Annotated in this window: 12 protein-coding genes; 2 read left to right on the forward strand and 10 right to left on the reverse strand. The window is 40.6% G+C overall.

What is annotated here, in order from left to right:
* Window positions 1-100: 100 nt before the first annotated feature.
* The 3 genes from JZO85_RS20720 to JZO85_RS20730 all read right to left on the reverse strand — a co-directional run bounded on the left by JZO85_RS20720 (window position 101) and on the right by JZO85_RS20730 (window position 7220).
* The gene (locus JZO85_RS20720) at window positions 101-1672 is read right to left on the reverse strand and encodes a SpaA isopeptide-forming pilin-related protein (protein WP_207110420.1); all 1572 of its coding nucleotides are present in this window, start codon (window positions 1670-1672) and stop codon (window positions 101-103) included.
* The gene (locus JZO85_RS20725; protein WP_207110421.1) at window positions 1669-5058 is read right to left on the reverse strand and encodes a SpaA isopeptide-forming pilin-related protein; all 3390 of its coding nucleotides are present in this window, start codon (window positions 5056-5058) and stop codon (window positions 1669-1671) included. Before JZO85_RS20725 ends, JZO85_RS20720 begins: the two co-directional genes overlap by 4 nt.
* A gap of 473 nt (window positions 5059-5531) precedes the next feature.
* Window positions 5532-7220 (reverse strand): MutS-related protein, encoded by a 1689-nt coding sequence (locus tag JZO85_RS20730; RefSeq protein ID WP_242550473.1) that lies wholly within the window; start codon window positions 7218-7220, stop codon window positions 5532-5534.
* A gap of 305 nt (window positions 7221-7525) precedes the next feature.
* Here JZO85_RS20730 and JZO85_RS20735 point away from each other — a divergent pair, with 305 nt between their 5' ends.
* Window positions 7526-8443, forward strand: a complete 918-nt coding sequence (locus JZO85_RS20735; RefSeq protein WP_207110422.1) for an ABC transporter ATP-binding protein — start codon at window positions 7526-7528, stop codon at window positions 8441-8443.
* Window positions 8436-9206: an ABC transporter permease gene (locus JZO85_RS20740; RefSeq protein ID WP_207110423.1), complete on the forward strand. Its 771-nt coding sequence runs from the start codon at window positions 8436-8438 to the stop codon at window positions 9204-9206. The genes JZO85_RS20735 and JZO85_RS20740 overlap by 8 nt, the downstream gene beginning before the upstream one ends.
* A gap of 37 nt (window positions 9207-9243) precedes the next feature.
* On the opposite strand, the gene JZO85_RS20745 is transcribed toward JZO85_RS20740, so the two are convergent.
* The 7 genes from JZO85_RS20745 to JZO85_RS20775 all read right to left on the reverse strand — a co-directional run bounded on the left by JZO85_RS20745 (window position 9244) and on the right by JZO85_RS20775 (window position 15109).
* On the reverse strand, window positions 9244-9870 hold the full coding sequence (locus JZO85_RS20745) for a Type 1 glutamine amidotransferase-like domain-containing protein (RefSeq protein WP_207110424.1): 627 nt from the start codon (window positions 9868-9870) through the stop codon (window positions 9244-9246).
* An 89-nt stretch (window positions 9871-9959) separates the two neighbouring features.
* A complete protein-coding gene (gene truA, locus JZO85_RS20750) occupies window positions 9960-10697 on the reverse strand; it encodes a tRNA pseudouridine(38-40) synthase TruA (protein WP_207110425.1) in 738 nt (245 codons plus the stop codon).
* 122 nt (window positions 10698-10819) lie between these two features.
* On the reverse strand, window positions 10820-12007 hold the full coding sequence (locus JZO85_RS20755; protein WP_207110426.1) for a MalY/PatB family protein: 1188 nt from the start codon (window positions 12005-12007) through the stop codon (window positions 10820-10822).
* Entirely contained in the window at window positions 12000-13067 is a 1068-nt protein-coding gene (locus JZO85_RS20760; protein ID WP_207110427.1) for a M24 family metallopeptidase, read from the reverse strand. The genes JZO85_RS20755 and JZO85_RS20760 overlap by 8 nt, the downstream gene beginning before the upstream one ends.
* Before the next feature lie 16 nt (window positions 13068-13083).
* The gene (locus JZO85_RS20765) at window positions 13084-14409 is read right to left on the reverse strand and encodes a PTS sugar transporter subunit IIC (protein WP_207110428.1); all 1326 of its coding nucleotides are present in this window, start codon (window positions 14407-14409) and stop codon (window positions 13084-13086) included.
* Between the two features lie 24 nt (window positions 14410-14433).
* Window positions 14434-14775: a PTS sugar transporter subunit IIB gene (locus tag JZO85_RS20770; RefSeq protein ID WP_207110429.1), complete on the reverse strand. Its 342-nt coding sequence runs from the start codon at window positions 14773-14775 to the stop codon at window positions 14434-14436.
* A gap of 28 nt (window positions 14776-14803) precedes the next feature.
* The gene (locus tag JZO85_RS20775) at window positions 14804-15109 is read right to left on the reverse strand and encodes a PTS sugar transporter subunit IIA (protein ID WP_207110430.1); all 306 of its coding nucleotides are present in this window, start codon (window positions 15107-15109) and stop codon (window positions 14804-14806) included.
* Between the last annotated feature and the right edge of the window lies 1 nt (window position 15110).

The raw sequence follows: 15110 nt of genomic DNA on the forward strand, positions 1-15110 counted from the left end.
CTTTTTTTCATTTTAATATATTTACTTTTTCTTCAAAAAACAAAGCTAATTTTCAAGCCGTACAGCATTCCATTAGCAGCTTCCTGCATTTATGGTTTAGCTAGGCTCGCTTCCTTTTTCTTATAACGATCACTGAGAAAAGCACACAGATAAAACCAATCGCCAACAGATAAACTGATTGCGTCATCCCTGTTTGCGGCAACCGTCGATTAGGCAGATTGTAAGAAATCACATTGCTCGTGCCAGTAGACGGTAATTCCTTGTTCTCGCCTTTTTTATTAACGATCTTCAATGGCTCTTTGGTTCCGCCGCTGACTTCATTGATCTCAAAATCAATAAAATGATTTTCTGGTAAAAAATAACCCTCTGGCGCTTTTGTTTCTAATAAAGAGTAGCTGCCATACGGCATTCCCTCTAGCTCAAAGACACCTTGATCATTGGAAGTCAAAATCAACAGCTCATCGGTATGCTTATTGCCATATTCCGCTGTGACCCATTTCTTTTGTTTCGTTAAATAATGCATCTCTTTGTTCACAACAACAAAGCTGGCATCCTTCAACACATCACCAGTCTTTTCATCAACCTTTTGGAAGCTTTTCCTGCCAACAACACGCTGGTTGTAAACGATCGGTAGTTTATCCTTTTCTGATAGTGCACCAACCTCGGTTCCATTGATCAAAATCGGCTGCTGCGGATCTTTAGGGATTTCAACCGAAATTCGGCGGGCCTGTTCAGAAATCTCATAGCCGTCAATCGTCGCGACTTCCTCAAAAAGATAGCTGCCGCTTTTCAGCCCTAGATTGGGTCTAACGATCCCCTCTTGGTCAGAAAATATTTTTTTCACTCGCTCATCCTTCAACGGTGAATTCTTGATTTCCTTTTCAGAAAGCCAATCGCTGACAGAACCTGCAGTCGTTCTCAAATAGAATTTTTCACCATTCTCATTCTTCGATAATACGAAGCTGGCGCCAGCTAACGGCTTCGTTGTTCCATCCGTTTCCTTCGCCATTTTGACAAAGTATGGTTCACGAATATACGCTCTGTTTTTGGTGTAAACATGTGTTGTTCCTGAAGCAAACAAACCGCTGTCTAGAACCAGATAACTAGATAGTCCGGCATGATCGACAGGCAAACTGTCGCCGCTGTCTAACTCAACAATGAGGTAGACTTGCTGCTTATCAGTCGACAATGTGACCGATAACAAACCATCTTCAGTCACTGTGTTCCCACCGCTGTCAGTATAGCTTCCTCTGGCTGTCTCTTTGGTTTGAACAAAGTGGACTTTCGGATAGCGGGCCTGAATAGCAGCGAGATCCGTATGAGTAGGCGTTGCCAATATTTCCAGTTCATTGCGTAACAGATTAACTTCATCAGCAATGTACTCTTTTGCTTGATCGAAGGACAGACTCTTATCTGCCATCACATGCTGGCGAAGGTGCTCTCCAACTTCGAAAATTGCAAAGGTTGAACCATTGACTCCATACGAATCTTTTAACAGATCCGCATTTCCTAACGCTCCGCCTTGATTGATCTGACTAGGTGCTTCTTGATTTACAAATAGACGTTTATGGAGATGGACTTGTGTTTCTGCTCCTAGCGCATCAGTCGGATGTGTCCATACAAGCCCGGCTATGCAGATCAAAAGCAGAGAAAGAACGTGTTTCAATTTCATCGTCCATCACCTGCCTTTTTTTGCTTGAATCGCTCATTGGCAAAATAGCTGATGACGATCGCAAATGAAATGGCCGCTAGACTGAGCATCAAGGTATGGCCGTTGCCGCCGGTTTCAGGCAAGGTCCCTTTTGGTTGGTTTTCCACCGTCACTACATTCGCAGTTGCCAGCTGTCCGCCAGTGATCGTGAATTTTATTGTTGTCGATAGCTGTACATACCCCGTTGGTGCTTGGGTTTCAACAAAATAATAGTCGCCTTCCGGCATACCGGTTATCACTAATTCCCCGACAGGTGTTACGACGTTTTCCAGCTGGAAGTTCCAGACTGAGCCCGTCTTCACTGCTTTATAAGTTCCTTTAGCTGCGGTACCATCGCCGACCTCCAACTCTTCCGGTGCGAACCAAGTAGTTCCAGCCTTGTCGGTAGCTACTTTAAATTTTGCGCCTTTTAAATTCTTATCGTTGGTCGCATCTTTTTTCTCCAGCGTCACACCGCCCTCAGCTCGTTCATTGGTTACGTCATAGGTGATAGTGACACCATCATCAGTGATATCCTTGATCGCCGTTTTACCGTCGCCAATAATCTTATAGCCGTCAGGTGCTTTTGTTTCTTTCATATAGTACTTTCCTAAAGGCAATCCTGTGATGGTGATTTCTCCTTTGGTTCCGGTACTTTCAACAAATTCGTATTTTTTACTTGTCGTATTGTACTTGTAGACATAATCCTTACCTGTCTCAAATTTGGTCCCCATCTTTGTCTCGGTGGTATCTGGATTGACTAAGTACAATTCGAATTCAGCGCCGTCTAATTTCTCGCCGTCCGTATTTTTTTTCGTCAGTTTTAGGCTTCCGACCTTTTGCCGGTTTTCCCTCGTTACACTGACCGTATCACCATCAGCGGTAATTTCCGCTAGACCAGATTTCCCATTATCGTCGTAAGTATAACCATCTGGCGGGGTTTCTTCCTGGAAGTAATATTCTCCGATTGGCAACCCGTCAACGATGATTTTCCCTTTTTGACCAGGTGTTCCAGTATCTTCTGCTAGCTCATACACTTTAGTCGTACTGTTGTATTGATAAAGGTAATTCTTGCCTGATTCCAATAAGAATTGCGGTGTGACAAGCTCATCACCATTTTTCTTACGCAGCGTGAATTTGGCGCCGTCTAATTTTTCACCAGTATCTGCATCCTCCTTAACTAAAGTGATTTTTCCTTTAGCTAATTGGTTATAGGCACTGACGGCCACGCCTTCTTCCGCATTTTTATTAATCGTAAAGTAGTACTTTCCAGGTTCATTTTTTCCATCTGGTGGAATAATATCCAACTTATCCGTATACCGCGGATCGGGATTATTCAGTTCGACCAAACAATAATTTCCATCAGTTAAACCCTCGTAGAGCAAGACCCCATTACTATCGGTTTTCTTTTTTCCGCCTGCGATTGTGACATAGGAACCGGGGGAATCTTCTTTTCTTAATTCGAACTCAACGTCCTTTAGAATCACTTGGGTGTCCTTATCCATCTTCTTCAAACGAAATGTGGTTGGTGGTACGCGGGTTGCACCACCGCCCCAATCACTAACAGTGACTTTATTTACATCACTTTCGCTACCAGAATCGTTAGTTTCCCAATAGACGATCGCTTTGTTTTCAATGATTGAGCCGCCGCCTAAAGTTGTTGAACAAGTAATCCTCGTGACGACTGAAAATGGATAGTTATCATCCGTCTGTCCGCCATCATAACTAAAGTATTTTTCATAAGCTTCTTTCGTCTTTTCACCACGTGAGGCCGACATTCTCCCCTTATCAACTGCATCCTGAATTACATCCCAAATTCGTTGTTTAGCACTCTTGCTACTGCCATTACCATATAAAAGCAGTCCATTACTTTTATCATTCGTCACATTTGGCAAGTCTCTAAAATTCATGATCAACTTATTTTGAGAGGTCACTCCGTAACAAGGGTAATTATGACTTTCAATTCTAGCTTCAAAATCATCATCTGATTCAGAAATGTTTTGGGTAAGCTTTACCAGTGGTGTCGTGGTAGCTCTATCTTCAGATGAATCTATTAATTGAAGAAACCCAATATTATCCGAAGTCATATTCCCATCTTCATCCGCAGCGTAAAGATTTGCGTAGACAGTATATGCCTCCAATGTTAGCGAAGGATCAAGTTGATCTTCTAAGATCACTTTTTTGTACAAGCTTGGGTTATCACCCTCAAACGCTTTTTTATAATTGTCCATCATAATCGGAATATTCCAGTAAACTTGATTACTGTTATTAGTGGCCCCACCATTTTTGGTAATTGGCTTTTGATCACCAATCGGGTTTCCTGGAAAAGATTCAGATGGCTTGGGATCAATTTCAATTGGATAACTACCTGTTTCGGTATTCCCTGTTGAACCACCGCTACTTTCTTTACTCGCTGTTCCATAAGCTGTCGCAAAACAATCATCTAAGCCGTTCCAGCCTTTTTCTACCGCATCATTGAAGGTGATCTTTAAGTATTTTTTACCTTCTTTCGTTTCTAATGTCATGTCACCGATCTTTTCACCAGAGTTTTCGTAGAACGGCACACTGTTACTAACAGTAGAAAAATTGAAGTATTCTTCTGGTAACGCAATGTAGATATAATCGCCATCCTTTAAATTAGCAGATGACGGAACTGTAAATGTATAGTCGAAGTAGACACCATCGCCAACCTTTATTGTCGGTTGCGGCTCTTGTTTTACTCCGTCCTTTACAATGTAAACAACCTGATCGCCGCTTCTTTTGATATAAATATTGTTTAACTTCATATCATTGATTGCACTGGTTTTGTCAGTAGCTGCAAGTGGTGCGATTCCACCGCCTAATGTGTTTACTTTCTGACTGCTTTCAGAATTCTTCTTTTTAGCAGCACTTTTTTTACCAGTTTCTTCTTGCTTCAAGTTCAGATGGAACTCGTGTTCATTAAAAAAGTTCAATGTTACTTGTGATAGTGAACGTACATGATCAGCTAGTTTAAATTCAAAATTCACTTCTTCAATCGATGCCTGCTGATCACTGTCGTTAACAATCTTCAATTGATTGTTCTCAATTGAAACGTTGATTTCTTTATTGTGATAAAGTTTTTGGTCATTCGTTGTGATTTCTTTGGGAAGATCAAACGTCTCTTTCTTGTTTTCTGCAATTGTCAAATCAAAGTGTGAAACGATTGACGCATCGGGCACAACTTCTTGGGCAAGCGCTCCTCCTTCAATATCAGTCAGCTGGAAATTTTTTACACTGCCGCTTTCTGCAGTTTGCAAATTTTCAGCGATTGTTTGAAGCGGAAAACTAGACAAGACCATCAGCAAGATCGAAAGAATCGACCACCAATGCTTTTTGAATTTGCTCATAATACCCTCCTTTCACTTGTGACTTTTTTCTTCCTTTTAATTGGCTATCCCCTCCGCTTCATCTCTGATGCATTTATTTCAAAGCGAATTAAATAATTTTGATCATTCATAAGAACACTCAATCTTCAGCTTATGGAAATAAACGTAAAAAAATCATTTTGAAATCATTTTTATTATATTTCTACTATTTTTATGTGACAATATTTTTGGAACAAGATGCATCACAACAGAATAAGAGGTTAAAATTAAGTACTAAAATTTTTCTTTTTTAATTAAAATTAATATTTAATTCTTAATTTATTTATCATTAATACAAAAACATTTTCATTTACATAGAATTCTAATTATTTTGATGAATAGTAAAATAATTTATACATTTGTCACGAAAATAATAAAACTAAACAATTGGAAATAAATGATCCCGACATATAAAAAACCGCATCCAATAAAATTGGATACGGCTTTATGCTCAATTATAGTTTTGTCCATTCTCCGGTCATTCGATATTTTTCAGCATAATCCTCAGCTTGTGAGACGATTTTCGGATCATATTGGCAATAGGCTAACAATTTTATAGCATTGCTGCCAGTAGTTACCCCCTCACGCAAGGTATAATCAAACGAGATATACTCGTTTGTAATCACTTCGCGAAAATGATAGTTTTCGTAGCGTTCGCTTAAAATTCGACTCAGCTCTACATCGTGTGTTGCTAAACAAATAAAACAATCCAAACCGGAAAATTCATTTAAGATGGTCGATGCAGCAGCAATACGTTCCACCATGTTGGTTCCCTTGAACATCTCATCCATAAAAATCATGGCATACTCCTTCGATTCAGCGATTTTCAAGAGGCGTTTCAGTGACTTTATTTCAGCCATGTAAAAGCTGTCTCCCGTGACGATATCATCTTTAAGATTCATCGAGCTATAAACATGACACGGCTTGAAGGTATAGCTTTTTGCCAAGCAGGTGTTAAAAAGCTGGCCAAGAATCGCATTGACTGCCAAAGTTCGAGCAAAAGTGGATTTTCCACTCGCGTTTGAACCAGTAATCAAAAGCTTATTGCCAATACTATGTGTATTAGCGACAGGTTCTTTCAGTAACGGATGAACGATCTCCTCAAATTCCACCTTCTTCTTATTACGAAACGTCGGATGACAATAATCGGACAAGCTCTCTCGATACGATGCGATCGAAATACAAAGTTCGATATAGCCAATCGTTTCATATAGCTCCAACGCTTCAGTACGATACTTTTTAAACAACTTGACCATCGCATTGTAGGCATAGGCGTATAAAGAAAAGTATGCAGTAACAATCAGCATCAAACTGTTTGATGAACGGGATACTTGAACGAGATAATCTGCCAAAGCTGTAATATTTTTAAAGACTTTAAGGTTTTCACGCAGCTGCTCTGTTTCTTTTTTGAATCCAGGGAGTTCTAGGCTTACCATTAACTTTGCCGCCCGAATCATTCGTGTAAACATCCCTAAAGCTTCAAAGGCTTGATAAATTTTTCGCAACACGATAGAAAATAGAACAATCCCCAAACAAAAGCTGAGGCAGACCGCTAAAATACCATAAGCACTATCAATAGTCAGCCCAATCAAACTCCCAATACTCAGTATCGTCACTAAAATAACCGGCAGCATGGATACTTGAGGAAAATTGCTTGGTTCTATCAACAGATCAATCAACTGGTTATTCGTCCTTCGTCCAATTTGATAAAAGGCAAACTGCAACCGTTCACGCGCTTGGCTATCCGTACTGATATTTTGAACAGCTTCTTCAAAATGACTCAAATCCGGATTCTTTTGTTTTCTAAAAAAGTAATAGCTGTATTCATCTCCAATACTCGACTGTGTATTTTTTATCCGCTTAAACAACTCGTCCATAGTTAAATCTGCCCAAGTAATATCATCAATCATTTGTTCATTGTTTTTCCTGTAATGATAAAACTTTTTCATACTAGTATAATCTCGTTCATCTAACTTCCACTCCGGAACTTTCCCATATTCCGCTCTAATCTGCGCTTGGACTTTTTGCTTCCAACGAGTCAAAAAATAAACATACAGCAGAAAAAAGAGACCCAAAACCCCTAAAATGACTCCATAAACCCCGATATCTCCCAAAAAATGACCCTCACCTTCTTTTTGTCTCATTTTACCATCTAACTCAGTAATCACGAATGCCCTTTTTCTTATTAATAAGGATAAATAGAAAATATTCAATTGATTTTAAGTAATTGAAATACTCCTCTATTAACGTAACCCTCCCAAAAAAACAACTACTGCTTTTTTTGTTAAATGATTTCAGAATTTAATTGAGCTTTTCGGGTTTGTGATCATCAAAATGAATGATAGAATAAAGAATCGGACTAAACTAGGAAGGCAAATAGGGAAAATCGAGTAATTATTTTCAATTAAAAAATTACTACTTTAAACAAAATAAGGAGAACTAAATTATAATGACCAATGCACTTGAAATAAAGAATTTGAAAAAAGTATATGCCACTGGTGTTGAGGCCTTGAAGGGAATCGACTTAACCGTAGAAGAAGGCGATTTTTACGCCCTATTAGGACCAAACGGTGCCGGAAAATCCACGACGATTGGGATTATCACTTCACTAGTCAACAAAACATCCGGCAACGTCAAAGTTTTCGGCTATGATTTGGACAAAGAGCTAGTGATGGCAAAACAACAAATCGGTTTAGTGCCTCAGGAATTCAACTTCAATCCGTTTGAAACAGTTCAGCAGATTGTCGTTAATCAAGCAGGCTACTATGGAGTCCCGCGGAAAGAAGCACTAGTCCGCAGTGAAAAATATTTGAAGCAATCAGACCTGTGGGAGAAGCGTGATGTCCGTGCGCGAATGCTTTCTGGCGGGATGAAACGCCGCTTGATGATTGCCCGTGCATTGATGCACGAGCCTAAATTGCTGATTCTAGATGAACCAACAGCTGGTGTGGATATTGAGCTGCGCCGAGAAATGTGGACCTTCTTAAGAGAGCTTAATGCAAATGGCACGACGATTATTTTGACAACTCACTATTTAGAGGAAGCTGAGATGCTCTGTCGTAATATAGGGATTATTCAATCTGGAGAATTGATTGAAAATACCAGCATGAAATCACTGCTGGCAAAACTACAGTTCGAAACGTTTATTTTTGACCTGGCTCCTTATGACAAAAAGCCTACGATCAACGGCTTCAAGCATACTTTTGAAGACAGTCAAACCTTAGAGGTAGAGGTCGTGCGCGATCAAGGGATCAACGAATTATTCGAACAACTAACGAACCAAGGGATCAAAGTACTTTCTATGCGGAATAAATCCAACCGCCTAGAAGAACTATTCCTAAAAATCACGGAGGAAAATCATGTCTAATCTATATTTCACTGCCCTAAAAAGCTTGGCAGTCAAAGAAACAAATCGCTATCTAAGGATCTGGGTGCAGACTTTGGTACCGCCGGTCATTACCACATCCTTATACTTTGTCATTTTTGGAAATCTGATTGGTGGACGTATCGGGGACATGGCTGGTTTTTCTTACATGGAATTTATCGTTCCTGGATTAATCATGATGTCGGCCATTACCAGTTCCTACGCTAACGTTTCATCCTCTTTCTTCTCGCAGAAATTCCAGAAGAACATCGAAGAAATTCTAGTCGCACCGGTACCCACTCATATTATCATCTGGGGCTTTGTGACTGGCGGGGTTGGTCGAAGCGTCTTAGTGGGCTCACTAGTTACTGTTATTTCGCTATTTTTCGTTCCGCTTCATGTGTACTCATGGGCGATCGTTGTCATTACCTTACTGATGACTGCTATTCTGTTCTCGTTAGCAGGTTTATTGAATGGTATTTTTGCACAATCCTTTGACGACGTTTCCATCGTACCAACATTTGTCCTGCAGCCATTAACTTACCTTGGCGGTGTTTTTTACGCCATTTCAATGTTGCCGCCATTTTGGCAGGCTGTCTCAAAAATCAATCCGATCGTTTACATGATCTCCGGTTTTCGTTACGGCTTCCTTGGTGTCATGGATGTATCGATCGTCGTATCAATGTCTATCTTAGTATTATTCATCGTAGTCCTTTACAGCGTTTGCTGGTATTTGATTGATCGCGGACGCGGATTGAGGAGTTAGCAAAGAAGAGCTGATTTAGCGGAAATTTCACGCTAAATCAGCTCTTTTTATTGCTATTTTCCAGTATTTCTACATCATCATTCTTAATCCAAAGCGCCTGCCGATCGTTGATTATCGCTAACTCCTTGTCCTTTTCATTTTCTCGAACCATCGTTTCCGACGCTTCCTTAAACTCGCGACTCTGATAATGAGGGACGACATAAAAATCAACCAAGCCTAAACCTTTGTAATCCGTTAATTCAGGTGCTTTCGTAGGATCGTCCATCACCGTCGAATAGCCAATATCCGGACAAGCCACGATTGCTCCTGCTGATTCACCAATATAAAGCTTGCCCCTTTCAACCTCTTTAATAATCAGCTGATCCGCTCCTGATCTGCGCAATTCTTGTAAAAGATAGAAGGTATTTCCACCGGCTATGTAGATCATGTCATTTTTGGCTAACGTAGCTTTGATTTGTTCATGAGAGGCCGTACGAATGTCCAGCTCTTCCACCTTCATACCATTGAAGCGCAAAGCCCACTTGCCGATTTTTACAAAAAAGCCCAGCTTCTCCACCTTGCTGGCTATCGGAATAAAGGTGACCGTTTTTCCTTTAACCTCTTCCACAGATTTCAATAAATGCGAAACATTTTGGAACATCGAAGCTAAAAACAGTTTTTTCATGACTACCCCACCCTTCAATTATTATTATAAGCCATCTAGGAGCATGAAAAAAACTGATCTTGGATAACATATCCAAAACCAGCTTTCGATTAATAATAAACTTCATCCAAGAACAGACCTTGTGCCGGAGCCGTCTCCCCTGCGTCCGCCCGAACTTTATTTTCCAGTACCTCATCAATTACGGATAACGGCAGTTTTCCAGAACCGATCGCTAAAATCGTCCCCATCAAGATCCGCACCATCTTATGCAAGAAGCCATTACCCACAAAAATAAAACGCAGCATACTTCCCTCTTGTTCAATTGAAATCTTATCAATCGTCCGAGTCGTCGATTTCTTGGTCTTTTTCAAAGCAGAAAAACCGATAAAATCATGGGTTCCCAGCAATTTATCACAGGCTACCTGCATCTTCGCTACATCTAATTTTTCCGGCACATTAAAACTATGATACCGTTCAAAAGCTGTCGGAATCGGATCATTCCAGACATAATAGCTGTATTGCTTGCCCTTTACATTGTAGCGAGCATGAAATCGTTCCGGCATTTCCTCCACCTTTTTCACCACGATATCTCCTGGTAGGTAACGATTGAAAAACGACAGCATTTCTCCACGAGCCATTTCTGAATTCGTTTTGAAATTCGCCACCTGTCCTTTGGCATGCGCGCCCGCATCCGTCCGACCAGAGCCGATGATCTCGATTTTTTCACCTGTCATTTGGTTGATGACACTTTCGATTTTCCCTTGGATCGTTTTATCCGAATCCCCTAACCGTCGCCAGCCGAGATATCTTTTTCCATCGTATTCGATCGTTAATTTGATATTTCTCATTCAATTTTCCTCCTCATTCACTACACACTGAATCAATGTAACACAGAACGCTGAGATGCTCTAGTAGAGAGGGCAAAAAGAGAGCTGGAACATTGGATAAAATGCCCCAGCCTTCATTTAAATTAAACGTATTCCATCATATTCATATATTCTCTCTTAATACGATTCAATGCCTCCAGCAATAAATCCCGCGGCATCCCGATACTCAATCGAACAAACCCTTCACCGTCCTGAACAAAATAACTTCCCACCACCATCGTTAAGTTCGCGCGATGGAAAAATTCGGTCATCTCTGCTTCGTTCTTGAACCATTCTCGTACATCAATCCAAGCTAAGAAGGAGGATTCGGCTGGCATCACCTTCGATTCGGGAATTTCTTCAAAGAAATCATAAATAAGCTGCATATTTTCTTCCACGTAATCAATCATTTCATCCAACCATGCTTCACTCTCATTATAAGCTGCCACGATCGCAGGCACTGCGAAGACATGCGGAGAGGTAATCGAATTTCTTTTTAGCTGTTCCAACAAAGTTTCTCGAATCATCGGATTTGGCACCACGACATAAGAGGTCTTTAATCCCCCTAAATTAAATCCTTTATTCGGCGAGAGACACAAAACACTGTGCTGCGGGATTTCTGGATGCGCATTCCAAATCGACGTAAATTTTTGTCCTTTATAGACGATATCCCGATGAATCTCATCGCAAACTAGCAGCACATTATGCCGAATACACAAATCTGCTAATTGGAAAAGCTCCTCCTTCGTCCAAATACGTCCAGAAGGATTTTGTGGACTACAAAAAATAAACAGCTTAATGTCATTTTCGCTCATCTGCCGCTCCATATCGTCAAAATCAAGATAATAACGATTGCCGCGATTGATCAACGAACTGCAAAACAACTCCCGCTCATTATTTACAACCGCTTCAGCAAACGGATCATAAGCAGGCGTGTTGATCAAAACGCCCTCGCCTTTTTTTGTAAAGGCCTGTACGATATAATGCAGCGTCGAAACTGTTCCAAAGGTCAGCTTGATCCATTCTTTTTCGATATAAGTGTCATACCGTCGCTGATTCCAATCAATCACGGCATCATAGAATTCATCAGGTACATAAGAATAGCTATAATCCCCAATGCTTGCTCGCTTCATCAAAGCTGCTTGGATCGCCGGAGCAACTTCGAAATCAATATCAGCTAAGTCCATAGGTATCGCGTCTTCATCTAGGCCGAACTTCTCTTTCAATACCTGATTGCTCCATTTTCGCGCGTTTCCTTGCTTGCGATCGATGATCTTATCCAAATTATACATAGCAATCACCTATGCTCACCAATTCTTTCGTGGTTTGATTCAGCGCAACACCAATACCGTTTTTGATCACGACATCATCCTCAATGCGAACACCGCCAAGTCCTGGCAGATAAATTCCTGGTTCTACACTCATCACCATGTTTTCTTTTAAGATCATCTGACTCTTCGGATTCAAGATTGGCACATCACCGCCCATACCGATTCCGTGGCCTAGGCCGTGACTAAAGTATTCACCATAACCAGCTTCGGTAATGATTTTTCGAGCAACTGCATCGACTTCTTGTCCGGTTACACCTGCGCGAATAAAATCAGCGGCCGCTTGCTGTGCTTCTTTTACGACCTGATAGATGGTTTTCAATTCTTGGCTAGGTTCACCTAACGTAATGGTCCGAGTCATATCTGATTGATAATCATCTAAGACGATTCCAAAATCGATCGTAATAAAATCGCCCGTTTCAAAAGCACGTCGTGTCGGTCGACCATGAGGCAGCGCACTGCGAGGTCCACTGGCAACGATGGGATCAAAAGCCATCGCAGCTGCACCCTTTTTCAATGAAAGATAATGGATTAAAGCTCCCAGCTCATTCTCACACATGCCAACCTTTATTTCTGGTAATAACTCTGCAAAAATTTCATCTGTCATTAGACAAGCATTTCTAATCAATTGAATTTCTTCAGCCGATTTGATTGCGCGTAGTTCTTGAATTTGGCTTGACCAAATCTCTACTTTAAAGCCTTCCGAAAACTGGCAATATTCTTGGATAGACAAACCATTTGGTTCGATCGCCAGATTTTTAATGTTTTGCTGATTCAGCCAACTGAACATTTTTGGCAAATAACTGCCTTGCGGAACTTCAAAATTTTCAAAACCTTCTGTTAAATCTTTTATTTCTTGCCGATAACGTCCATCAAAAAACTGTACTTGTGAAGAAGGAGTGACAACTAAATAGATGCCACTGCCTCCTAATGAACCAAAATATTTCTTGTTCTCGCGATTTTTGATGATGATTGCATCTTTGCCTGATTCTTTTAACAGCTGCTGCAATTTCTTAATCCTCATCTGCTACACTCCCATTCTAGAAGTCCAGATCTAAGCCATCCAAAATATCCGTATCCCCTTGGTCAAAGATATTTTTCTGTTCTTTTTTCTTCGCTTCATCTTTCAACTCGTTTCGTTCCATCACCTTAAAGAAGGGAACATAGATTGCGACTGCAAGGACTAATTGCAGAGCATTGACTAAGATTGTCCGCCAGTCTCCATTCGTCAAAAATCCTTCTAAGAAAACTCCCACATATGGCGGATCAAAGATCGGTTTATTGATCAATCCCCAATGCATGAAGAACATCGGCAACGTACCAATGATCGCTCCGCCGAATACATGTGGGATAAACATCAATGGATTCAAAATGATCGGTGCCCCAAACAAGATGGGCTCATTAATCCCAAACAAAGCAGGGAACAAGGACACTTTCCCGATTTGACGGTAGCGTTTTGATTTTGAAACCAGACAGGCCACAATACAACCAATCGAAATGCCGCATCCTGTGAATCCAAAGAATGCGCTAGATGCTCCAGCAGTATAGAAATGCGGAATGGGCTGCCCCGCTTGAAAAGCAGAAATATTTTCGGCAATAAAAGCAACCATGATCGGACGAGTAATCGGACTGAAAACAGACGAATGAATTCCAAAGAAGAAAATCAAGCATATACAGAAATTCAAAGCCAATACAGACCACGGATTGTCCATCGAACCAACCAATGGGGATAAGAAACGAGTCAGGATCGTTGGCGGTAATTCACCAGATGTTTGCATCAAAGCAAAGCGGCCAAGAATAAAGGTACCGCCAACAATCAATGTTACTGGAATAAGTTCAAATGATTTTGAGACAAAATCCGGTACCCCTTCCGGCATTCGAATGGTCAGATTGCGCTTTTTACAAAATTGATACAATTCCACAGTGATCAAGGCCACAAACATTGCAGTAAAAAGTCCTTTCGCACCAAAGTTAGTAATATCTAACAGGCCATTTTCATCAAACGTCGCCGTCATAAACAAAAAACCGAAAAGTGATAAGGTCACTGCACCTGGAATGTATAGTTTGTAATGATTTCCTAAATTGTAAGAAATTGCGGCACAAGCATAAAGTCCGATCAAGCCAGTCGACAATGTCACTGGCAAGTTAAACAGCTCTGCATTGCTCAAAATAAATTTACTAAATGCGTTGGATTCTCCCAGCATATTTGGCAATGCAGGCAAGATAGCAAAGAAGCTTCCTAAAATAGTGAAGGGGGTCATAGCAACCATCCCAGCTTTGATAGCACTCAAATGTCGTTGGTTATCGACCTTGTGAGCTAATGGGACGAAGAAACGGTTCATAAAAGCCTCAAATTTTGCGAACATAATATTTCTCCTCTTCTATTTGGTTTATACTGTTTGCTTAGCTAGCTGATGTTTTTTATGGGTGACTAAAGCCAGTTTCATTACAGTTGCGCCATCCATTTGTCCATACACATCTTTATCAATCACTGCATAAGGAATATCTCGCGGCTCCAGAATGGATTTGATGAAGTCGATTTTGTGAGTGATTTGCGGTCCAACTAAGACGATATCCCAGCCATCGATTTGACTTTCAATTGAATCAGCTGGTATCGCAGTAAAATCAAAGTCCTCATCCTTTAATTTTGCGCTTTGTTGCACTACCTTGCGCATATTTTGCATCAGCATATTTGTAGAGAATCCTCCAGCACAGCATAGTAAAATTTTCATAACTCATTTCCCCTTTTCTCTATTTTTATTATTGTAAGACTGAGATTAATGTTTCGATCAAATCGCGCGCTAATTGACTAGTCATGTAATGATCCTGCGCATGGACCATCAGCAAGCCAACATTTGATGACTCTATCTCCTCATTCAGTTCACGACTAATTAATTCCGTCTGAATATTATGAGCTTCTAAATCTAAATCGCGTGACTCTGCAATTAGTCCTTTTGCTCTATCGAAATCTTTGGTTTTGACACATTTTAACGCTTCGAAAGCTTTGGCTTTGCTTTCGCCAGCGATCGAGATCAATTGGACGATTTCTTGTTCTTCTTTTGTCATG

Origin of the sequence: Candidatus Enterococcus murrayae (genome assembly GCF_017315985.1) — a bacterium.
Taxonomy (GTDB): Bacteria; Bacillota; Bacilli; order Lactobacillales; family Enterococcaceae; genus Enterococcus_A; species Enterococcus_A murrayae.